This window comes from Sphingomonas jatrophae, from assembly GCF_900113315.1.
GTDB classification, from domain to species: domain Bacteria; phylum Pseudomonadota; class Alphaproteobacteria; order Sphingomonadales; family Sphingomonadaceae; genus Sphingomonas_P; species Sphingomonas_P jatrophae.
In genome coordinates this window covers 67226-87762 of record NZ_FOZG01000002.1, presented here as the reverse complement: position 1 = coordinate 87762, position 20537 = coordinate 67226, and the positions used below count along the sequence as shown (strand labels likewise).

General features: G+C 68.3%; 20 protein-coding genes. 9 read left to right on the top strand and 11 right to left on the bottom strand.

Going from position 1 to position 20537, the window contains the following annotated elements:
• Nucleotides 1-16 precede the first annotated feature (16 nt).
• Nucleotides 17-3103 (bottom strand): efflux RND transporter permease subunit, encoded by a 3087-nt coding sequence (locus BM360_RS09630; protein ID WP_093314118.1) that lies wholly within the window; start codon nucleotides 3101-3103, stop codon nucleotides 17-19.
• A gap of 10 nt (nucleotides 3104-3113) precedes the next feature.
• A complete protein-coding gene (locus BM360_RS09625; protein ID WP_093315966.1) occupies nucleotides 3114-4304 on the bottom strand; it encodes an efflux RND transporter periplasmic adaptor subunit in 1191 nt (396 codons plus the stop codon).
• Between the two features lie 203 nt (nucleotides 4305-4507).
• On the opposite strand from BM360_RS09625, the gene BM360_RS09620 reads away from it, so the two are divergent.
• The gene (locus BM360_RS09620; RefSeq protein WP_093314117.1) at nucleotides 4508-4768 is read left to right on the top strand and encodes a GlsB/YeaQ/YmgE family stress response membrane protein; all 261 of its coding nucleotides are present in this window, start codon (nucleotides 4508-4510) and stop codon (nucleotides 4766-4768) included.
• 84 nt (nucleotides 4769-4852) lie between these two features.
• On the top strand, nucleotides 4853-5563 hold the full coding sequence (locus BM360_RS09615; protein WP_093314115.1) for an SIMPL domain-containing protein: 711 nt from the start codon (nucleotides 4853-4855) through the stop codon (nucleotides 5561-5563).
• A 66-nt stretch (nucleotides 5564-5629) separates the two neighbouring features.
• On the opposite strand, the gene BM360_RS09610 is transcribed toward BM360_RS09615, so the two are convergent.
• The 3 genes from BM360_RS09610 to BM360_RS09600 form a co-directional block, all read right to left on the bottom strand.
• Nucleotides 5630-5887 (bottom strand): GlsB/YeaQ/YmgE family stress response membrane protein, encoded by a 258-nt coding sequence (locus BM360_RS09610; RefSeq protein WP_093314113.1) that lies wholly within the window; start codon nucleotides 5885-5887, stop codon nucleotides 5630-5632.
• A 164-nt stretch (nucleotides 5888-6051) separates the two neighbouring features.
• Entirely contained in the window at nucleotides 6052-6351 is a 300-nt protein-coding gene (sciP, locus tag BM360_RS09605; protein ID WP_093314111.1) for a CtrA inhibitor SciP, read from the bottom strand.
• A gap of 104 nt (nucleotides 6352-6455) precedes the next feature.
• Nucleotides 6456-6734 carry a hypothetical protein gene (locus BM360_RS09600; RefSeq protein ID WP_093314109.1) on the bottom strand — a complete coding sequence of 93 codons (279 nt, stop codon included), beginning with the start codon at nucleotides 6732-6734 and terminating at the stop codon, nucleotides 6456-6458.
• Nucleotides 6735-6880: 146 nt separating this feature from the next.
• On the opposite strand from BM360_RS09600, the gene mnmA reads away from it, so the two are divergent.
• From mnmA to BM360_RS09570, 6 genes are all read left to right on the top strand, one after another.
• Complete coding sequence (gene mnmA, locus BM360_RS09595) at nucleotides 6881-7981, top strand: tRNA 2-thiouridine(34) synthase MnmA (RefSeq protein WP_093314107.1); 1101 nt, start codon at nucleotides 6881-6883, stop codon at nucleotides 7979-7981.
• A gap of 110 nt (nucleotides 7982-8091) precedes the next feature.
• Nucleotides 8092-9228, top strand: a complete 1137-nt coding sequence (locus tag BM360_RS09590) for a phosphoserine transaminase (RefSeq protein WP_093314105.1) — start codon at nucleotides 8092-8094, stop codon at nucleotides 9226-9228.
• 115 nt (nucleotides 9229-9343) lie between these two features.
• Entirely contained in the window at nucleotides 9344-10921 is a 1578-nt protein-coding gene (gene serA / locus BM360_RS09585; RefSeq protein WP_093314103.1) for a phosphoglycerate dehydrogenase, read from the top strand.
• 136 nt (nucleotides 10922-11057) lie between these two features.
• Nucleotides 11058-12173 carry an ATP phosphoribosyltransferase regulatory subunit gene (locus BM360_RS09580; protein WP_242653427.1) on the top strand — a complete coding sequence of 372 codons (1116 nt, stop codon included), beginning with the start codon at nucleotides 11058-11060 and terminating at the stop codon, nucleotides 12171-12173.
• Between the two features lie 7 nt (nucleotides 12174-12180).
• Nucleotides 12181-13470: an adenylosuccinate synthase gene (locus tag BM360_RS09575; RefSeq protein WP_093314099.1), complete on the top strand. Its 1290-nt coding sequence runs from the start codon at nucleotides 12181-12183 to the stop codon at nucleotides 13468-13470.
• A complete protein-coding gene (locus tag BM360_RS09570; RefSeq protein ID WP_093314098.1) occupies nucleotides 13470-14027 on the top strand; it encodes a hypothetical protein in 558 nt (185 codons plus the stop codon). Before BM360_RS09575 ends, BM360_RS09570 begins: the two co-directional genes overlap by 1 nt.
• On the opposite strand, the gene BM360_RS09565 is transcribed toward BM360_RS09570, so the two are convergent.
• The 5 genes from BM360_RS09565 to BM360_RS09545 form a co-directional block, all read right to left on the bottom strand.
• On the bottom strand, nucleotides 14012-14248 hold the full coding sequence (locus tag BM360_RS09565; RefSeq protein WP_093314096.1) for a hypothetical protein: 237 nt from the start codon (nucleotides 14246-14248) through the stop codon (nucleotides 14012-14014). The genes BM360_RS09570 and BM360_RS09565 overlap by 16 nt on opposite strands.
• A 173-nt stretch (nucleotides 14249-14421) precedes the next feature.
• Complete coding sequence (gene aroC / locus BM360_RS09560; RefSeq protein WP_093314094.1) at nucleotides 14422-15492, bottom strand: chorismate synthase; 1071 nt, start codon at nucleotides 15490-15492, stop codon at nucleotides 14422-14424.
• A gap of 38 nt (nucleotides 15493-15530) precedes the next feature.
• Nucleotides 15531-16334 (bottom strand): enoyl-ACP reductase FabI, encoded by an 804-nt coding sequence (gene fabI / locus BM360_RS09555; RefSeq protein WP_093314093.1) that lies wholly within the window; start codon nucleotides 16332-16334, stop codon nucleotides 15531-15533.
• 13 nt (nucleotides 16335-16347) lie between these two features.
• Nucleotides 16348-17217, bottom strand: a complete 870-nt coding sequence (locus BM360_RS09550) for a YihY/virulence factor BrkB family protein (RefSeq protein ID WP_423228911.1) — start codon at nucleotides 17215-17217, stop codon at nucleotides 16348-16350.
• 190 nt (nucleotides 17218-17407) lie between these two features.
• The gene (locus BM360_RS09545; protein ID WP_093314090.1) at nucleotides 17408-18364 is read right to left on the bottom strand and encodes a DnaJ C-terminal domain-containing protein; all 957 of its coding nucleotides are present in this window, start codon (nucleotides 18362-18364) and stop codon (nucleotides 17408-17410) included.
• Between the two features lie 162 nt (nucleotides 18365-18526).
• On the opposite strand from BM360_RS09545, the gene BM360_RS09540 reads away from it, so the two are divergent.
• Complete coding sequence (locus BM360_RS09540; RefSeq protein ID WP_093314088.1) at nucleotides 18527-19651, top strand: zinc-binding metallopeptidase family protein; 1125 nt, start codon at nucleotides 18527-18529, stop codon at nucleotides 19649-19651.
• A 4-nt stretch (nucleotides 19652-19655) separates the two neighbouring features.
• Here BM360_RS09540 and BM360_RS09535 read toward each other — a convergent pair whose 3' ends face one another.
• Nucleotides 19656-20534: a transglutaminase family protein gene (locus tag BM360_RS09535; RefSeq protein WP_093315965.1), complete on the bottom strand. Its 879-nt coding sequence runs from the start codon at nucleotides 20532-20534 to the stop codon at nucleotides 19656-19658.
• Nucleotides 20535-20537: the final 3 nt, after the last annotated feature.

The window sequence follows — 20537 nt, the reverse complement described above, 5'->3', positions numbered from 1 at the left end:
CGCTTTAGGGCAGGCTTCACTCCGCCGCTACCGGCTCCGTCGGGCGCTGCTCGCCGGGGCCCGCGCCGAGCAGGCGGCCGAGGCGCGGACCGATCCACTGTTCGAACCCGACCGCCAGGCTGAAGGTCGCGGGCACGATGACCAGCGTGAGCAGGGTGGACATGATAAGCCCACCCATCACGGTGATGCCCATGGGCGCGCGCCACGATCCGTCTCCGCCGAGCGAGAGCGAAACGGGGACCATGCCCGCCACCATCGCGACGGTGGTCATCACGATCGGCTGCGCGCGCTTGCGGCCCGCGTCGATGATCGCAACCGTCTTGTCGATGCCCTTGCCCATCTCCTCCAGCGCGAAATCGACGAGCAGGATCGAGTTCTTGGCGACGATGCCGAGCAGCATCAGCAGGCCGATATAGACGGGCATCGAGATGGGCTCGCCCGCAATGTGCAGCGCCAGCGCTCCGCCCAGCGGCGCCAGCAGCAGCGATCCCATGTTCACGAATGGCGGCAGCACGCGCTTGTAGAGCAGCACGAGCACGGCGAAGACCAGCAGCACGCCCGAGACGACGGCGACGACGAAGTTCGTCATCATTTCCTGCTCGAACTTCTTGTTGCCGGCATTCACCTCGGCGACGCCCTTGGGCAGCGCCTTCATCGTCGGCAGCCCGCGGATCTTGGCGTTGGCGGTGCCCGAGACGACACCGGGGGCGAGATCCGCACCGATCACCATGCGACGCTCCTGGTTGAAGCGGCGCAGCTGCGAGGGGCCCGCGCCGAAGCCGATATCGGCGACGACCTTCAGCGGCACCGAACCACCGCTGGCTGTCGGCACGGGCAGGTTCTCGATCGTCGACAGGTTGCGCCGCGCGCCCTCGTCCAGTGCGACGCGAATCGGGATCTGGCGATCGCTGAGCGAGAATTTGGCGGCATTCTGGTCGATCTCGCCCAAGGTCGCGATGCGGATCGTCTGGCTGAGCGCGGCCGTGGTGACGCCGAGATTTGCCGCGAGATCCAGCCGCGGGCGGATGGTGATCTCCGGCCGGGGCAGATCGCCCTCGACGCGGGCGGCGCGAAGCTCGGGAATCTGGCTCATCTCGCCGACCAGCTTCTGTGCGGTCTGCTGCAGCAGCGCCGGATCCGAGCTGGCGAGCATGACGATGATGTCGCGGCCGAAGCCGCCGCCCTGCTGCGACTGGAAATTCACCCGTGCATCCGCGATGTCGCGCAACTTGCCGGCATAGGCGCGCTCGAACTCGGTGCGCGTGCGCTCACGCTGGTCGCCATCTTTCAGCGTCAGGAACAGGTTGGCGCTGCCCACCTCGACATCCTCGAACACCTGCGACACTTCGGGGGCGGCAGCGAGGATGCGCGCCGCCTGATCCGATACCGCTTGCGTCTGCGCCAGCGTGGTGCCGGGCACCATCGTGACCGTCACCTGGCTGTCGTTCGAATCGACGTCGGGCATGAAGGTGCTCGGCAGCGTCATGAACGCGACCACGGTGGCCGCCAAGGCCAGCGCGCCGACGCCCACCGTCTTCCAGCGATGCCGCAGGGAGACCTGAAGGAGCGAGAGGTAGAGCCGCATCAGCCAGTGATTCTCGACATGGTGGCCGAGCTTGCCTTCATCGCGGAGGAAATAGGCCGCGATCATCGGCGTGATCAGGCGCGCGACCGCGAGGCTGAGCAGCACCGCGACGACGACGGTGAGGCCGAACTGCTTGAACATCTGCCCGGTCATGCCCGGCATGAGGCCGACGGGCAGGAAGACGGCAACGATCGCCATCGTCGTCGCGAGCACTGCCAGCCCGATCTCGTCCGCCGCATCGATCGACGCCTGGTAGGGCGTCTTGCCCATGCGCATGTGGCGGACGATGTTCTCGATCTCGACGATGGCATCGTCGACCAGCACGCCCGCAACCAGGCTGAGCGCCAGCAGCGACAGGTTGTTCAGGGTGAAGCCCATCAGGTCCATGAACCAGAAGGCCGGAATTGCGGAGAGCGGGATGGCAACCGCCGAGATGACGGTCGCGCGCCAATCGCGCAGGAAGAGGAAGACGACGAGAACCGCCAGCACCGCGCCTTCCCACATGGCGGAGATGGCGCTGTGATATTGCGACTTGGTGTATTTGACGCTGGTATAGAGCAGGTCGAACTTCAGGCCGGGATGCTCCTCCTGAAGCTTCTTCAGCACCTTCTCGGATTCGTCGTAGACGGTAACGTCGGACGCGCCCTTGGCCTTGTTGAGCGCGATCGACAGCACCTGCCGCCCGCCCATCAGCGAAACGTTGCGCTGCTCGGCATAAGCATCCTTGACGGTCGCGATGTCGGCGAGCTTCACCGCCCGGCCGCCGGGAAGCTGGATCTGCTTCTCGCTCAGCATCAATGCGTTGTCGGCATTGCCAAGCACGCGCACTGCCTGCTCGGCGCCCGCAATCTCGGCGCGGCCGCCCGCGGCATTGACGTTGGTCTGGCGCAGCTGCGCATTCACCTGCGCCGCGGTGACGCCCATCGCCTGCATGCGCGCGGGGTCGAGAATGACGCGGATCTCGCGATCGACGCCGCCCCCGCGCCTCACCTGCGCCATGCCGGGGATGGACAGGAGCCGCTTGGCGACAGTGTCATCGACGAACCAGCTGAGCTGTTCGAGCGTCATGTCGACGGCGCTGACCGAGAAATAGGCGATCGGCCCACCTTCCACGTCGACGCGGTTGACCTGCGGCTCGAGGATGCCCTCGGGCAGCTCGCCACGAATGCGGCTGACCGCATCGCGGACGTCGTTCGCCGCGCGGTCCACCGGCGTGCCGATCATGAACTGGACCGCGACGCGGGTCGTCCCCTCGCTGATCCACGAGGTGATCTCATCCACGCCTGAAACGCCGCGGACCGCCGCCTCAACGCGTTGCGTGATCTGCGTCTCGAGTTCGGTCGGCGCCGCGCCGGGCTGATTGACGATCACCTCGATCAGCGGAAAGCTGACGTCGGGCTGTTGGTTCACGTCCATCTTCATGAAGCTGACGATCCCCGCCAGCGACAGCGCGATGAACAGGACGATCGGGGCAACCGGATTGCGGATCGCCCAGGACGAAATGTTGCGGAAGTTCACGGCCGCGCGCTCACGACCGCGCGGCGGGGAGGGCGACCCGCTCAGGCTTGATCTGGTCACCGGGGTTGAGGAAGGCGCCAGCGGAGAGCACGACCTGCTCGTCGCCCATCAGCCCGCCGACGATGGCGATGCCGTCGTTCGAGACCTGGCCGGTTCGCACGTCGCGCCGGGTGACGCGGCCGTTGCTGCCGACAACATAGACGAAGTTGCCCTTCGTATCGCTCAGCACGGCGCTCTCCGGCAGCACGGGCGCCTGCACCGCACCGCTGGTGATGCGTGCCGCGGCGAAGCCGCCGGGCCGCAGCGCCGGATCATAGGCGATCTGGATGCGCGCGGTGCCCTGACGCGTCGCGGCGTCGATCACGGGGGAGAGCTGCCAGATGCGGCCGGTGAAGCTGCGGGTCGAGCCGACCGGCGTCACCGCGGCGGGGCGGCCGATGCCGAGGCCGGCGAGATCCTGTTCCGCCACCTGTGCGCGCAGTTCCATCTCACCGCCGCGCGCCAGGCGGAACAGCGCGCCCGAGCCCGAGCTGACGATCTGCCCCGGCTCCACCGCGCGTTGCAGCACCAGTGCCTCGGCCGGCGCACGGATGACCAGCCGGCCCATGCGCGCCCGCATCTCGTTCGCCTGCGCGCGCGCCAGCGCCACGCGCGCATTGGCGGCATCGCGCGTCGCGGTGCGGCGCTGGATGTCGGCCTGGCTGATGAAACCGCGGTCCACCAGCTTGCGTGCGCGCTCCAGTTCCGACTGGGCCAAAGCGGCGTCGGCCTGCGCGACGCCGATCGAGGCAACGCTCTGGTTCGTCTGCTGTGCTGCCACTTGGCGGTCGATGATGGCGAGCGGCTGGCCGGCCCGCACCCAATCGCCCGGCTCTACCAGCACCTCGGCCACCATGCCGCCTTCGCCCGCGACGCCGACGGGCATTTCGCGCTTGGCTGCGAGCGTGCCGGTGGCGGTGACGACGTTGGTCACCGCGCGCATGCCCGGTACGACGACGCTCACCTTCGGTATCGTCTTGGTCGGTGCGGCGGCGGGGGCCGGATCCTTGCCGCCGCGCATCACCATCCAGGCGCCGGCGAGCACCGCCAGCACCGCGACGATGGCGGCGATACGCAGCCAGCGCCGCCGCCCGGCCCCCGCCGCATCGTCGTCGCCACGCAGCGCCGCGATCTTGCCGGCGAAGCCCGATTCCATATTCATCACGCGCCTTGGTCTTTCCGCCCCCGCACGGCCTCGCTGAGCCGCCACCGGACTGTATTACAGTTATAGAGCACCTGTCTCAAGGTCCGTTCGGCCCGCAACGGGCTTTCTGCGAACGTGGCAATCCGTCCGACAAACGGGTTGCGGCCGGTGACCCGTCGCGGGCAGACACGCGATCCTCGGGATTGTGGGAGATTGGCACTATGGACCGCGGCTTCATCGGCTGGATCGTGATCGGGCTCGTCGCCGGGCTGCTGGCGAAGCTGATCACGCCTGGGCGCGATCCGGGCGGTTGCCTGCTGACGATCCTGCTCGGCATCGGCGGCGCGCTGGTCGCGGGCTTCATCGGGCAGGCGACGGGCTTCTACCGGCCCGGCCAGCCGGCCGGGTGGATCGCGGCGACGCTGGGTGCCGTCCTCATCCTCCTTGTCTGGCGGTCGATCAGCGGACGCCGTCGTTCCTGAACGGATTGCACCGCCAGCGTTCAGCGCGCGTGCAGCACGCGGCGGCCAATCCGCCGGGGTGCGACAGCAGGAGGAATTTGCACGATGAAACGTTTGTTCGCGCTGGCTCTCGCGGCGGCGCCGCTTGCCCTGCAGGCGCAGGTTCCGGTGGCACCCCAGCCTGCTGCGGTCACCGGCACCCTGCTCGCCATCACCGCAGATGGGGAAGTGGTGCGGACGCCGGACCTTGCCGTCATCGGCGCGGGCGTGGTGACGCAGGCGGCGACGGCGGAGGCCGCGATGCGCGACAATGCCACCCGCATGGCAGCGACCTTCGCGGCGCTCCGTCGAGCCGGAATTGCCGAGCGGGACGTGCAGACGGCCGGCATCGGGCTCCAGCCGCAGTATCGCTACGCAGAGAATCAGCCGCCGGCGATCACCGGCTACCAGGCGACCAACCGCGTCACCGTCCGCTTTCGCGATGTGAAGAAGGCCGGATCGGTGTTGGATGCGCTGGTCGCGGCGGGTGCCAACCAGATTGACGGTCCGAACCTGACGGTCGACCGGCTCGACGAGGCGCTCGATGAGGCTCGCGCGCAAGCGGTGGCGAAAGCGCGCGCCCGGGCCGAGCTCTACGCCAAGGCATCCGGCCTGCGCGTCGGACGCATCGTGACGATCAGCGAAGAGAGCGGCGGCCCGAATATGCCAATGCCGATGGTGCGCATGAGCGCGGCCAAGATGGAGGCCGACACGGCGATCGCGCCCGGTGAGCAACGGCTGACGGTGACGCTGCGGCTGACCTTCGAGCTGCAGTAGATTCGAATGAAAAGGGCCGCTCCGGCTTCCCGGAGCGGCCCATTCAAACCGTAGAGGTGAGTGCGATTAGCGCACGCGACCACGACGGAACAGGTTGACGATCCCGAGCAGGATCACCGCGCCCAGCAGCGACGCCAGGAACGAGTAGAGGTTGAGCGGCGCGTTGTTGATGCTGCCGCCGCCGACGATCAGGCCGCCGATGAATGCGCCGACGATGCCGACGACGATGTTCAGGAAGATGCCCTGCTGCGCATCGGTGCGCATGATGATGCTCGCCAGCCAGCCGATAACACCGCCGACGATCAGCCAAAGAATAAGGCCCATATCACTTCCTCCGTTGGCGCCGCGGACGACCCGTGTGTCCGATGCGGCAGACGGAGCAATTACGCGCGGGCGGCGCACCGGTTCCTGTTGATTTGCCGAAACGAAAAAGAGCCGCGCACCCGATGGTGCGCGGCCCCGCCTGCGACCGCCAAAGAAATCTGTGTTCAGTATTTCTGCTGGCGCTCGTACAGCGATTTATAGTGCTGGATGCGGGTCACGCGGAGGCCCGGCATGCCCGAACGATCGATCGCGCGCTGCCAGCTGGCGAATTCCTCCGCCGACAGGCTGTAGCGGTTGCACACCTCGTCCACCGTGAGCAGCCCACCGTTCACGGCCGCGACCACTTCCGCCTTGCGGCGAACCACCCACCGCGTGGTGGATGGTGGGGGCAGCGTCTCCAGGGTCAGCGGCTCTCCCAGGGGACCGATCACCTGGGCGGGCCGGATCTTCTGATTTTCGATCATTTCTAACCTCAAGGTCGGCGGTACATTGCCGGGCTTGCTCTCGATGTCCCCACCTAATCGAGTGGCGTTGAAGGAAGGTTGAAGTGCCACGGTAAAGCCGACGGTTACGATTGGGGCCCGCGCCCGAGCGGCGGTTCCGCACGGAACCGCCCCCCCAGCGAAGCTGCCGCGGCGGTCCATCCGCGGCGCCCCTCAACGATATCGGCAAGCGCGCCGGCAGCGGCATCGGCCGGGCGATCAAGCCCGGCAACCCGCATCGCAACCTGCGCGGTGCGCGTCGATGCCTGATAGGCGGTGAGCGCGGCAAGCAGCCGGGGCCAGTCGAGCGATGCGGGGGCGGGCGAGGCCCTTTCCCGCACGAAACTCTGTGGATCCTGCTGCATTCACGCTCCTCGCCCCACCAGATTTCGGCGGCACGAGAGAGCTTTAGACCTCTCCGGATGAAAGCGGCGTAAAATGGCGGGTAAGAAGCTCTTCACCTTGTTTGCCGGCCCTCGCCCCCGCGCGCAGACGGGTTTATGAAGCCACCATGCTCCCCGATTTCCAGCTTTCCCGGCCGCTCGCCGGTGCGCGCATCGTTGTCGCAATGTCGGGCGGGGTCGACTCCTCCGTCGTCGCGGCACTCGCCAGCCGGACGGGCGCCGAGACAATCGGTGTGACGCTCCAGCTCTACGATCATGGCGAGGCGGTCGGCCGTGCGGGCAGCTGCTGCGCTGGGCAGGACATTCGCGATGCGCGCGCGGTGGCCGACCGGCTCGGCATTGCTCACTACGTGTTCGACTATGCGAGCGCGTTCCGCTCTTCGGTGATCGACACCTTTGCCGATGATTATGCCCGCGGGCGCACGCCCATTCCCTGCGTGCGCTGCAATCAGAGCGTGAAATTCTCCGACCTGCTCGGCCTGGCGCGCGATCTCGGCGCGGATTGCCTGGCGACCGGGCATTATGTCCGCCGCATGATCGGGAGCGAGGGGCCGGAGCTGCACCGCGGCGCCGATCCCGCGCGCGACCAGAGCTATTTCCTGTTCGCCACCACGCGCGAGCAGCTGGATTACCTGCGCTTCCCCCTTGGCGACCTGCCGAAGCCGCGCGTGCGCGAGATTGCCGCGGAGCTCGGCCTGGGTGTGGCGGCAAAGCCCGACAGCCAGGATATCTGCTTCGTGCCCAATGGCGATTATGCCTCCGTCGTCCGCAAGCTGCGCCCGGAGACCGCGACCGAGGGCGAGATCGTCGATGAGGGCGGTCGCGTGCTCGGCCGGCACAAGGGGCTGATCAATTTCACCGTCGGCCAGCGCCGGGGACTGGAAGTGGGGGGATCGCCTTACCCGCTCTACGTCCTGCGGCTGGAGCCCGGGCAGGGCCGCGTCGTCGTCGGTCCGCGCGAGGCGCTCGCCGTATCTGCGGCGCGGCTGTCCGACGTGAACATTCTCGGACCGCTGGATGGGGCGCTCTCCGCCAAGGTCCGCTCGATGGCAAAGCCCGTGCTCGCGCGGTTCGACGGGGACATGCTGCGCTTCGACGCACCGGAATATGGTGTCGCGCCGGGGCAGGCGGCCGTCTTCTACGCAGGCGATCGCGTGCTGGGCGGCGGCTGGATCGAGGAGACGGTGAGCGCGATGGCGCTCGCCTGACACGGCGCCTGCCGTCACGTCCCGGTTGACACCCGCTCATGCGTCATTAAACGCGCCGGCGGGCCACGCCGTCCCAACGCGGCGCGTGCTCTCTGTGAGGAGAGTCTGACATGGTTGGTACACCAAAGCCGACGCGCAAGCCTGCGCGTCCGCATTTCTCGTCCGGTCCCTGCGCCAAGCCGCCGGGCTGGTCCGCCGCATCGCTGGCTACCGAAAGCCTCGGCCGCTCGCACCGTTCGAAGCTGGGCAAGGCGCGGCTGCAACGCTGCATCGACCTGATGCGCGAGCTGCTCAAGCTGCCTGACACGCACCGCATCGGCATCGTGCCGGGCTCCGACACGGGCGCGTTCGAGATGGCGATGTGGACGATGCTTGGGGCTCGCCCGGTCACCACGCTGGCGTGGGAGAGCTTCGGCGAGGGTTGGGTGACCGACGCGGTCAAGCAGCTGAAACTCGATCCGACCGTGCTGCGTGCCGATTACGGCCAGCTTCCCGATCTCTCCGCCGTCGACTGGTCGAACGACGTGCTGTTCACCTGGAACGGCACCACCAGCGGCGTGCGCGTGCCGAATGGCGACTGGATCGCCGAGGATCGCGAAGGCCTCTCCTTCGCGGATGCCACCTCCGCGGTGTTCGCCTACGATATCCCGTGGGACAAGATCGATGTCGCCACCTTCTCCTGGCAGAAGGTGCTGGGTGGGGAAGGCGCGCACGGCGTGCTGATCCTGGGGCCTCGCGCGGTCGAGCGGCTCGAAAGCTATACGCCCGCCTGGCCGCTGCCGAAGGTGTTCCGCCTCGTCTCAAAGGGCAAGCTCGCCGAGGGCGTGTTCAAGGGCGAGACGATCAACACGCCGTCGATGCTCGCGGTCGAGGATTGCATCGCCGCGCTGGAATGGGCGCAGAAGATCGGCGGCGCCGATGCACTGATCGGCCGTTCCGATGCGAATGCCGCCGCGCTCGACGCCATCGTCGAGGCGCGCGACTGGCTGAACCATCTCGCCGCCGATCCCGCCTCGCGGTCGAAGACCAGCGTCTGCCTGACGGTCGAGGGTGCGGACGAGGGCGTCATCAAGAAGATGGCGGCGCTGCTGGAGGCGGAAGGCGCAGCCTTCGACGTTGCCGGCTACCGCGACGCTCCAGCGGGCCTGCGCATCTGGTGCGGGGCGACAGTGGACGCCGCCGACATCGAGGCGCTCGGCCCCTGGCTCGATTGGGCCTATGCCGAGGCGACCTCGAAGGGCGCCTGATCCCTCACCCGTTCGCCCTGAGCTTGTCGAAGGGCTGTTCTTCTCATCACCGACTCAAGAATGGCAGGGCTTCGACAAGCTCAGCCCGGACGGTGTTCCGCATAGGACCAGACACATGCCTAAAGTCCTGATTTCCGACAAGATGGACCCCAAGGCCGCGCAGATCTTCCGCGAGCGCGGCTGCCAGGTCGACGAGATTACCGGCAAGACCAGGGACGAGCTGATCGCGATGATCGGCGACTATGACGGCCTGGCCATCCGCTCCTCCACCAAGGTGACCAAGGAGGTGCTTGCCGCCGCCACCAACCTGAAGGTGGTCGGCCGCGCCGGGATCGGCGTCGACAATGTCGATATCCCTGCCGCCTCCGCCCGCGGCGTGGTGGTGATGAACACGCCCTTCGGCAACTCGATCACCACCGCCGAACATGCCATTGCGCTCATGTTTGCCGTCGCTCGCCAGCTGCCCGAGGCGGATGCCTCCACTCAGGCGGGCAAGTGGGAGAAGAACCGCTTTATGGGGGTCGAGCTGACCGCCAAGACGTTGGGCCTGATCGGCGCTGGCAATATCGGCGGCATCGTCGCGGATCGCGCACTCGGTCTGAAGATGAAGGTGGTCGCCTACGATCCCTTCCTCACCCCCGAGCGCGCGGTGGAGATGGGCGTCGAGAAGGTCACGCTCGACGAGCTGCTCGCCCGTGCCGACTTCATCACGCTGCACACGCCGCTGACCGACGCCACGCGCAACATCCTCAGCCGCGAGGCGCTGGCCAAGACCAAGAAGGGTGTGCGCATCGTCAACTGCGCGCGCGGCGGCCTGATCGACGAGGCGGCGCTGAAGGATGCGCTCGACAGCGGCCATGTCGCGGGTGCCGCGCTCGACGTGTTCGCAGAGGAGCCGGCGACGGCCAGCCCGCTGTTCGGCACGCCGAACTTCGTCTCCACGCCGCATCTCGGCGCCTCCACCAGCGAGGCGCAGGTCAACGTTGCCATTCAGGTGGCGGAGCAGATGGCCGACTTCCTGATGTCGGGCGGCGTTACCAACGCGCTTAACATGCCCTCGCTCTCTGCCGAGGAAGCGCCTCGGGTGAAGCCCTATATGGCGCTGGCGGAGCGGCTGGGCGCGCTGATCGGCCAGCTCGAGGGGGCCGAGATCAGCGCCGTCGCCGTCGAGGTCGAGGGTGCCGCGGCCGAGCTCAACATGAAGCCGATCACCGGCGCTGTGCTCGCCGGGCTGATGGGCGTCTATTCCGACACGGTGAACATGGTGAACGCCCCGTTCCTCGCGCGCGAGCGCGGGTTGGACGTGCGCGAGGTGCGGCATGACCGGGAGGGCGACTACCATACGCTGCTCCGCGTCACCGTGACGACGAGCGAGGGTACGCGCTCGGTCGCCGGCACCCTGTTCGGCAATGCCGCGCCGCGGCTGGTCGAGATCTTCGGCGTCAAGGTGGAGGCCGATCTGGTCGGCCGCATGCTCTACATCGTCAACGAGGATGCCCCCGGCTTCATTGGCCGTCTGGGGTCCACCTTGGGCGGCGCCGGCATCAACATCGGCACCTTCCATCTCGGCCGTCGCGAGGCGGGCGGTGAGGCGGTGCTGCTGCTGTCGGTCGACCAGCCGGTTGAGGAGCCGCTGCTGTCCGAGGTTTGCAGCCTTCCCGGCGTCAAGCGGGTGAAGGCGCTCAAGTTCTGAGGATGCTTGCTCTCCCTTGCTGTCTGCAGCGAGGGGGAGCGTTCCTTGCGACATGATCGACGTTGGGGATGGCCACCAACCGCCACTCGGCTATGAGGCGCGCCATAAGACCGTTCCGGAACGACAAGGCTTCAGCGTGACCTCTACCGGCTTGCTCCCCGAGGGCCTGCGCGATCGGCTGCCGCCACAGGCGGAGGCCGCCTCGCGGCTGCTTCACCGCGTGATCGTCGCGATCGGGCGCAATGGCTATGCCCGCGTCGCGCCGCCGATCGCCGAATATGAGGACGAATTGGTCGGCCGGCTGAAGCGCACCCGCGCGCGCGATCTGTTCCGCCTGATCGATCCGGTCAGCCAGCGCACGCTCGCCTTCCGGCCGGACATCACCGCGCAGCTCGGCCGCATCGCCGCCACGCGCATGGCGCACCGCCCGCGCCCGCTTCGGCTCGGCTATGGCGGGCCGGTGCTGAAGCTGCGCGCCAGCCAGCTCCGCCCCCAGCGCGAGCTGATCCAGGCCGGCGCCGAGCTGATCGGCAGCGATAGCGTCGCTGCCGCAAGCGAGGTGCTTGGCGTCGCCATCGAGGCGCTCGAGGTGGCGGGCGTGACCGGGCTGACGATCGACCTGACCTTGCCCGATCTGGTCGAGGCGCTGGCTGCGGGTCCGCTGCCGCTGCCGCCCGGGCGGATCGAGGCTGTGCAGGCTGCGCTCGATGCCAAGGATGCGGGAGGCCTCGGGCCGCTCGGTGCTGAGGCCTATCTGCCGCTGATCGAGGCGGCAGGTCCGCTGGAGGCCGCACTGGCCCGTCTGCGCGCGCTGCCCTTTGCCGACGTGCTCGCCTCGCGGCTGGACGGGGTGGAGGCGATTGGCCGCGCCTTTGCCGGCCGCGCGGCGCTGACGCTCGACCCGACGGAGCGGCACGGCTTCGAATATCAGAGCTGGCTCGGCTTCTCGCTGTTCGCCGAAGGATTGGCGGGTGAGGTGGGCCGCGGCGGCACCTACGCTATTCACCGCGCGGACGGGCAGGAGGAGCCGGCGGTCGGCTTCTCGCTTTACCTCGATCCGCTGGTGGATGCGGGGCTCGGGCAGGAGGCGCGCCGCCATGTCTTCGTGCCGCACGGCAGCGATCCCGTCGCGGCCGCCGCGCTGCGGACGGCGGGCTGGACGACGCTGGCGGCGCTCTCCCCCGACGACGCCGCGCCCAAGGGCTGCACCCACATCCTGCGCGACGGCGCACCGTTCCCCATCGAAGGTTGAAGCAAGCATGGCCAACGTCACCGTGATCGGCGCGCAGTGGGGCGACGAGGGGAAGGGCAAGATCGTCGACTGGCTGGCGAGCCGCGCCGACGTCGTCGTCCGCTTCCAGGGCGGGCACAATGCCGGTCACACGCTCGTCGTCGGCGATCAGACCTACAAGCTGAGCCTGCTGCCGTCCGGGATCGTCCGCGGCACGCTGTCGATCATCGGCAACGGCGTGGTGCTCGATCCCTGGCACCTGCAGGGCGAGATCGCCAAGCTTGAGGCGCAGGGCGTGCGGATCACGCCCGAGACGCTGCAGATCGCCGAGACCTGCCCGCTGATCCTGCCCTTCCACCGCGATCTCGACGGCCTGCGCGAGGATGCGAGCGGTGCGGGCAAGATCGGCACCACCCGCCGCGGCATCGGCCCGGCCTATGAGGACAAGGTGGGCCGCCGCGCGATCCGCGTGTGCGATCTGGCGCATCTTGACGATCTGGAGCCGCAGCTCGACCGTTTGTGCGCGCACCATGATGCGCTGCGTGCCGGCTTCGGCGAGGCGCCGGTGGACCGGGCGGCGCTGATGGCGGCGCTGCGGGAGATCTCGCCGGTCGTGCTGCCCTTCGCCACGCCCGTGTGGCGGACGCTGGACGACCTGCGCGCACGCGGCCGCCGCATCCTGTTCGAGGGCGCGCAGGGCGTGCTGCTGGACGTGGATCACGGCACCTATCCGTTCGTCACCTCGTCCAACACTGTCGCGGGCACCGCGGCGTCGGGATCGGGCCTGGGGCCAGGCGCACCCGGCTTCGTGCTCGGCATCACCAAGGCCTATACGACGCGCGTCGGATCGGGGCCTTTCCCGACCGAGCAGGACAATGAGACGGGCGAGCGGCTGGGCACGCGCGGGCATGAGTTCGGCACCGTCACCGGGCGCAAGCGGCGCTGCGGCTGGTTCGATGCGGTGCTGGTGCGGCAGGCGGCGGCGGTGTCGGGCGTGACCGGCATCGCGCTGACCAAGCTCGACGTGCTGGACGGCTTCGACGAGATCGCCATCTGCGTCGGCTATGAGCTGGACGGGCAGCGGACCGACTATCTGCCGCCGCATCCGCAGGATCAGATGCGGGTGACGCCGGTCTATGAGACGATCGAGGGTTGGCCCGGCTCCACCGCAGGCGCGCGCAGCTGGGCCGATCTGCCGGCGCAGGCGATCAAATATATCCGGCGCGTGGAGGAGCTGATCCGCTGCCCGGTCGCGCTCGTCTCGACCAGCCCGGAGCGTGAGGACACGATCCTGGTCCGCGATCCTTTCGCCGACTGATGATCGCGCTGGCGCTGCTGCTGGCGGCAGCGGCGGTGCTGCACTGGGGCGGGAGCGACACGGCGGCGCTGCTTGGCGCGGTGGCGCTAGCGGCGGCGGCGGGCACGACGCTGCCGGACATCGATCAGGTGCTGCCGCTCGGTGGGCATCGCAGCGCGCTCAGCCATTCGGTGCTGCCCGCCTGCCTCTGCCTCAGGCGGCGCTGGTGGCCGGTTGCGGCAGGGCTGGCGCTGGGCCTGGGGCTCCATCTGGCGGCGGACGTGTTTCCCCGCTCGATGCGCGGCTTTGCCACGGTCAAGCTGCCGTTCGCCGGCGGCATGGGCGCGGGGGCGAGCCGGGCGTGGCTGGCGCTCAACATGGCGGCCGCACTGGTGCTCGCGGTGGCGCTCGGGCGGGCGCTGATGCCCGGCGGCCCTGCGCGGTGGGCGGCGGCAGCGCTCGCCGGTCTGGCTGGGCTGCTCTACCTCATGCGCGTGCCGGGCGGGGTTCAGGCGATGCTGCTGCTAGGCGCCTGTGGCTGGCTGGCGCTCAGCGCCCGTCGTCACTTGGGCGGCTGATCGTCGCTGCTGTTCATCGTATTGACGGCTGCCGCGGCGGGTGTCTCCGCGTCGACCGAGTTGGCTGCTTCCGCTGCGACATTGCCTTCGCCCGCGGGCATGGTGTGCGTGCCCTGATGGTTGGTCGTCGCCTGATTGGCGGGCTGGGCAAAAGCGAGCTGACCTGCGCCGACGATCGGGGCGACGCCGAGCAGCAGGGCGATCATGTGCCGGTTGCGCATATTGTCCTCCTATCCATGTGCCGGCAGAACGCGCGGCGCGGCGGTTAAGTTGACAAAGTTGACACTCAAAGGCCCTTTTCCGACACGGCCCGGGTAGGACATAGGACGTTCGCGATGAGAATGAACCGATCAGGTTCGTAGCACGCGATTTCCGACAAGGCCAGTGGGGCGTCTCAGCGCCCCGTCTGTGCGCGGTGGAGCAGTTTCTGGTCCGCCAGCACCAATGCGACCATCGCCTCGACGACCGGCGCGGCGCGGATGCCGACGCACGGATCGTGGCGGCCCTTGGTCGCGATCTCGGCCGATGCGCCGTCGCGACCGATCGTCTCGACCGGGGTCAGGATCGAGGAGGTAGGCTTGAGCGCCACGCGGACGACGACTGGCTGGCCGGTCGAGATGCCGCCCGCGACGCCCCCGGCATGGTTGGCGAGGAAGGCCGGCGCGCCGTCCCCCGGGCGCATCGGATCGGCATTCTGCTCACCCGTCAGCCGCGCCGCGGCGAAACCGTCGCCGATCTCGACGCCCTTTACCGCATTGATCGACATGAGCGCGGCGGCAAGTTCGCTGTCCAGCTTGGCATAGAGCGGCGCGCCCCAGCCTGCGGGCACGCCCGTCGAAACGCATTCCACCACCGCGCCGACCGACGAGCCGGCCTTGCGCGCGCCGTCCACGATCGCCTCCCACCGCGCGGCGGCAGCGGCATCGGGGCAGAAGAATGGATTGCGGTCGATCTCCGCATCGTCGAACGCCGCCGGGTCGATGGCATCGCCGCCGAGTTCGACGAGATAGGCGCGTATGGCGACCTCCGGGATCACCACGCGGGCGACGGCGCCGGCGGCGACGCGGGCCGCCGTCTCGCGGGCGGAGGAGCGGCCGCCGCCGCGATAGTCGCGGAAACCGTATTTCGCGTCATAGGCGTAATCGGCATGGCCGGGCCGATAGGCGACGGCGACCTCGGAATAGTCCTTGGAGCGCTGGTCGACATTCTCGATCATCAGGCTGATCGGCGTGCCCGTGGTGCGGCCCTCGAACGTGCCGGAGAGGATGCGCACCGCGTCCGGCTCACGCCGCTGCGTGGTGAAGCGCGACGTGCCGGGGCGGCGCTTGTCGAGGAAAGGCTGGATGTCCGTCTCGGTGAGCGCCAGTCCGGGCGGGCAGCCATCCACTACCGCGCCGAGCGCAGGCCCGTGCGATTCCCCCCAGGTGGTGAAGCGGAAGACGCGACCGAAGCTGTTGTGGCTCATGGGGCCTCCCTCTCCCGTGCCGGGAGAGGGGTCAAGGGTCAGGCCAGCGCGATGTCCGGTGCGTCCTCGGCCTTCATGCCGATGACGTTGTAGCCCGCATCGACGTGGTGGATTTCGCCCGTCACGCCGCTGGCGAGATCGGACAGCAGGTAGAGCGCGGCGCCGCCGACCTCGTCGATGGTGACGTTACGGCGGAGCGGGCTGTTGAGCTCGTTCCATTTCAGAATGTAACGGAAATCGCCGATGCCGCTCGCTGCCAGCGTCTTGATCGGCCCGGCCGAGATGGCGTTGACGCGGATTTTCTCCGGCCCGAGATCCATGGCGAGATACTTGACGCTCGTCTCCAGCGCCGCCTTGGCGACACCCATGACGTTGTAGTGCGGCACGACCTTCTCTGCGCCGTAATAGGTGAGCGTCAGCACGCTGCCGCCCTCCGGCATCATCGCCCGCGCGCGCTTCGTCACCGCGACGAAGGAGTAGGCCGAGATGTTCATCGTCTGGAGGAAGTTGTCGAGGCTGGTATCGACGAACTTGCCGCGCAGCTCGTTCTTGTCGGAAAAGCCGATCGCGTGGACGACGAAGTCGATCGTCGGCCAGCGCTCGCCCAGCTTGGCGAATGCGGCGTCGAGCGCCGCCATGTCGCTGACGTCGCAATCGATCAGCAGGTCGGAGCCGAGCTGCTCCGCCAACGGGCGGACGCGCCGCTCCAGCGCCTCGCCCTGATAGGAGAAGGCCAGCTCCGCGCCATGTGCGGCCAGCGCCTGCGCAATCCCCCAGGCAAGCGAACGATCATTGGCGAGGCCCATGATCAGACCCCGCTTGCCCGCCATCAGTTGCGACATCCAATCTTCTCCCTCAACCGGCCGCTTGCGGCTCCTTTAGGCCGTGCTCGGGGGTTTCCGCCAGCGCGGCGTTGAGGTGCGCCGCGATCACGATCCCGAGGCCGATCAGCCAGAAGAAGAACAGCGCTACGATAACGCCGGCAAGGCTGCCATAAGTCAGATCATAACCGCCGAGTTTCGACAGCGCCCAAGGCAGCAGCGCGGTGATCGACGTCCACCAGAGCGTGGTGAAGGCGGCGCCCGGCCATTTGCGGCAGCCCGCCACGCGATATTTCTTCGGCGTGACCGAGATGAACAGCAGGTAGAGCGCGCCGAACATGACGAGGCCGGGGATCAGGCGCGACAGGCCGATCCAGCCGGCAATGTCCTGCGCCCAAGGCACCAGCCGGTAGAGGAATTGCTCCGCCGCGGTGAGCACGCCCTGCGCGAGGAAGGACAGCAAAGCGAGGATGACGGAGCAGACGATGACGAAGACCGAGCCGAGCCGGTAGCGCCAGAAGGGGGCGGAGAAGGTGGTGCCGTAGGCGCGGCGGAAGATGTCGCGGATCGTTTCGATGAACGAGCCCACCGTCCACAGACCGACCAGCCCGCCCAGCCACAGGAGCGAGCCGGTGCGCGCCAGCAGCACATCGGCGATGGGCTTGCGCAGCAGATCGGCGACGTCGGCCGGCAGCGTTTGGAGGAAGGAGGCGACGGCGCGCTGCGTCTCGGCATTCTGGCCGAACAGCGAGGCGATGGCGGCGGCGACGATGAAGAAGGGGAACAGCGTGAGCAGCGCGAGATAGGCGAGGTTGCCCGCGTGGATGAAGCCGTCGCTGTAGACGCCGACGGCGACACGCTTGACCACTTCGAACGGGTAGGTGCCGGGCTTTACCCGATCGATCTGGCGATGAAGGTGGCGGCGGCGGGCGCGGGCCTCCGGGCTTTCCGGCGAGATGCCGGCCGGCTCGCCGCTGGCGCTTGCTTCCTCCTCGTCCGCATCGGCGGCGCCGGGGGCGAGCGCAGCGGGAAGGGGATCGTCGGACAAGCAGGCCTCCGTCTCGCGGTCGGGCCGCGGACGCGTCCCCGCGGCGCTATACGCCCAGTGCCGCGCGGGGGTTGCGTGAGGATGGCGCGCGAGCCTCGGCAAAGGCGCGCAGATCGGCATCGTCGGCCGGCAGATCGACCAGCAGGCGGACATATTGATCGCCTCGGCCGCCCGTCCGCTTGTGGAAGCCGCGCTCCTTCAGGCGGAGCGTGCGGCCGGAGGTGGAGCCGGCAGGAACGGTGAGCATCACCGCGCCATCCACCGTCGGCACCTTGACCGGGCCGCCCAGCACCGCCTCCTCCAAGGTCACCGGCAGATCGAGACGGATATCGTCGCCGTCGCGGGTGAAGAAACGGTGCGGCCGGACGTCGGGCGTGACGATCGCATCGCCGCGGCCGCCGGGGCCTTCCTCACCCTTGCCGGCGAGGCGCATCGGCTTGGCATCGGGCGCGACCGTATCGGCGGTGAGCTTGAGATCGATCGCCTTGCCGTCTGCCAGCGTGATGCGCTGGGCCTTGAGCAGGGCTGCATCCTCGAAGCTGATGGCGAGGCGATAGGCGACGTCCGCGCCCTTGGGCGGCGGGCCACGGCGCTGCTGGAAGGGGCCGCCCGCGCGCGATCGGCCGCCGAACAGGCCTTCGAAGATGTCGCCGATGTCGGGGTTGGCGCCGCTCGGCTCGAACTCGAAGTTCATGCCGCCAGGGCCGGTGCCGGGATGAAAGCCGCCGCCGCGGGCGCCGCCGCCGAACGGGCCGCCGCCCGAGAAGCCGGCGAACTTCGGCTGGCCGTTCTCATCGATCTCGCCGCGGTCATATTGCGCGCGCTTGTCCTTGTCGGACAGCAGATCATAAGCCTGCGTCACCTCGGCGAAGCGATCCGCCGCCTTGGGATTGTCCTTGTTGCGATCCGGATGAAGCTGCTTGGCGAGCGTGCGATAGGCCTTCTTGATCGCCGCATCGTCCGCGCCGCGCGCCACGCCCAGTCGAGAATAAAGGTCCGCCATTCACTCCCTCTCGCGCAATGCGGCCGCCTGGCCAACTGTTGCCCGAATGCAACAGTGCAGATGAGGGCTGATGGCGGATTCGGCAAGGGCACTTTTGCGCGATCGGGCCGTTTGGCGACCGAAATCCTTGATCAGCATCAACCTGTTTCCAGCGAGGCTCCCTTGGCTCCCTTCGCATGCCCCAACTGCACCCGGCTCCTTCACTTCGAGGCGCGGGTCTGCCCGAATTGCACCTTCACGCTGGGCTATGATCCGGCGAGCGACCGCTTCCTGTTCCTCGCCGACAATGCGACCAAGTGGCGCGACGGCGACGGCGTGGAGCATGAGCTGGTCGTCTGCGGGAACAACAACCAGTATGAGATCTGCAACTGGCTGATCCCGGAGGAAGCGCAGGGCGGCCTGTGCCTTGCCTGCCGCCACAATCGCACCATCCCCGATCTGACCGGCCCGCAGGTGCCCGAGCGCTGGGCCAAGATCGAGGCGGCCAAGCGGCGCATGTTCCACACGCTGCTGAAGCTCCGTCTGCCGATCGAGACGCAGGCCGAGGCGGCGGAGCTGGGCACGGAGCCGGGCCTCGCCTTCGACTTCCTCTACGATCCGGTGGGGGAGGAGACGGGCACCGTCCAGATCACGACGGGGCACGAGGCGGGGCTGATCACGCTCAACCTGCTGGAGGCGGACGACGCACAGCGCGAGAAGATGCGCAACGCGCTGAACGAGCCGTATCGCACCCTGCTCGGCCACTTCCGCCACGAGATCGGGCATTATTACTGGGCTCGGCTGGTGGAGCATTCGGACGACCTGCAGCGCTTCCGCGACCTCTTCGGCGACGAGCGGATCAGCTATGAGGAGGCGATGCAGAAGCATTATGGGTCGGGCGGCGGCTGGACGACGGACTTCGTCTCGTCCTACGCGACGATGCATCCGTGGGAGGATTTTGCCGAGACGTTCGCCCATTATCTCCACATCGTCGATGCGATGGCGACGATGCGCGGCCTTGGCATGAGCATGGACAACTTCCCCGGCCGCGACGAGGTGTCGGTCGATTTCAACCCGTACAAGGTCGGCACGCGGCAGCTGGTAAGCGAGTGGCTGCCGTTTGCCTTCTCGGAGAATGCGGTGAACCGCTCGATGGGGTTGCCGGACCTCTATCCCTTCACCCTGTCGCCCGCGATCGAGGCGAAGATGGATTTCATCAACCGCATGCTCCACGCCAATCAGGAGCGGCTCAACGCGGCCGCGCTGCGGCGCGAGGACGGGGCGGAGGAGGCGTTGACCGCCGCCTGACCGGTCAGGCCAGCGGCTCGACGTCCACCGAGACCTCGATCCGCTGGCCGTCCTGCCCCATGAAGATGCCGTCGATCGGCGCAACATCGCCATAATCGCGTCCGATCGCAGTCACGATATGGTCGGCGCCGACGGTGCAGCCGTTGGTCGGATCGAAGCCGAGCCAGCCGAGCCTGTTGCCGCACCACACGTCCACCCAGGCGTGCGTCGCATCAACACCCACCAGCCGCGGCTTGCCCGGCGGCGGGATGGTGCGGAGATAGCCGGAGACATAGGCCGCCGGCAGGCCGAGGCCGCGCAGGCCCGAGATCATCACCTGCGCGAAATCCTGGCAGACGCCGTGCCGCTTGGCAAAGGCATCCGCAGGCGGCGTATCGAAGGCGGTGGCATTGCCGTCGTAGCGGAATTCGGTCCGGATCCGGCGGGTGAGCGCCAGCACCGCATCGACGACGCCGCGCGCCTCGCCCACATCCTGCGCGGCATAAGCGGCAATGGCGGGGTCGAGCGGGATCAGCGGCGAGGGGTAGAGATAATTGGCCGGCGCGTGCGCATCGAGGGTGCGGCACGCCAGCGCCTCCGCCGCGACGGTGGCGACGCTCGCATCGTCTTCCGCCGGTGCAGGCGCGACGCGGCCGACCGACAGCGTGGCGCGGCTCTCGATCACCAGATCGCGCGCGGGCGTGTCGATGACGACGCGGCGCACCTCGACCGGATAGCCCGGATCGATGGCGGGGCGGCTGTCGGCCGCGGGCGTGATCGTCAGCGCGTGGCTTTCGAGCGTCTGGCCCGCGGCCGCGACGGGCTTCAGCCGCAGGTTGCAGCGGGCGAAGCGCACGGGATGCTCATAGCGGAAGCGGGTGCGGTGGGTGACGGCGTAGCGCACCGG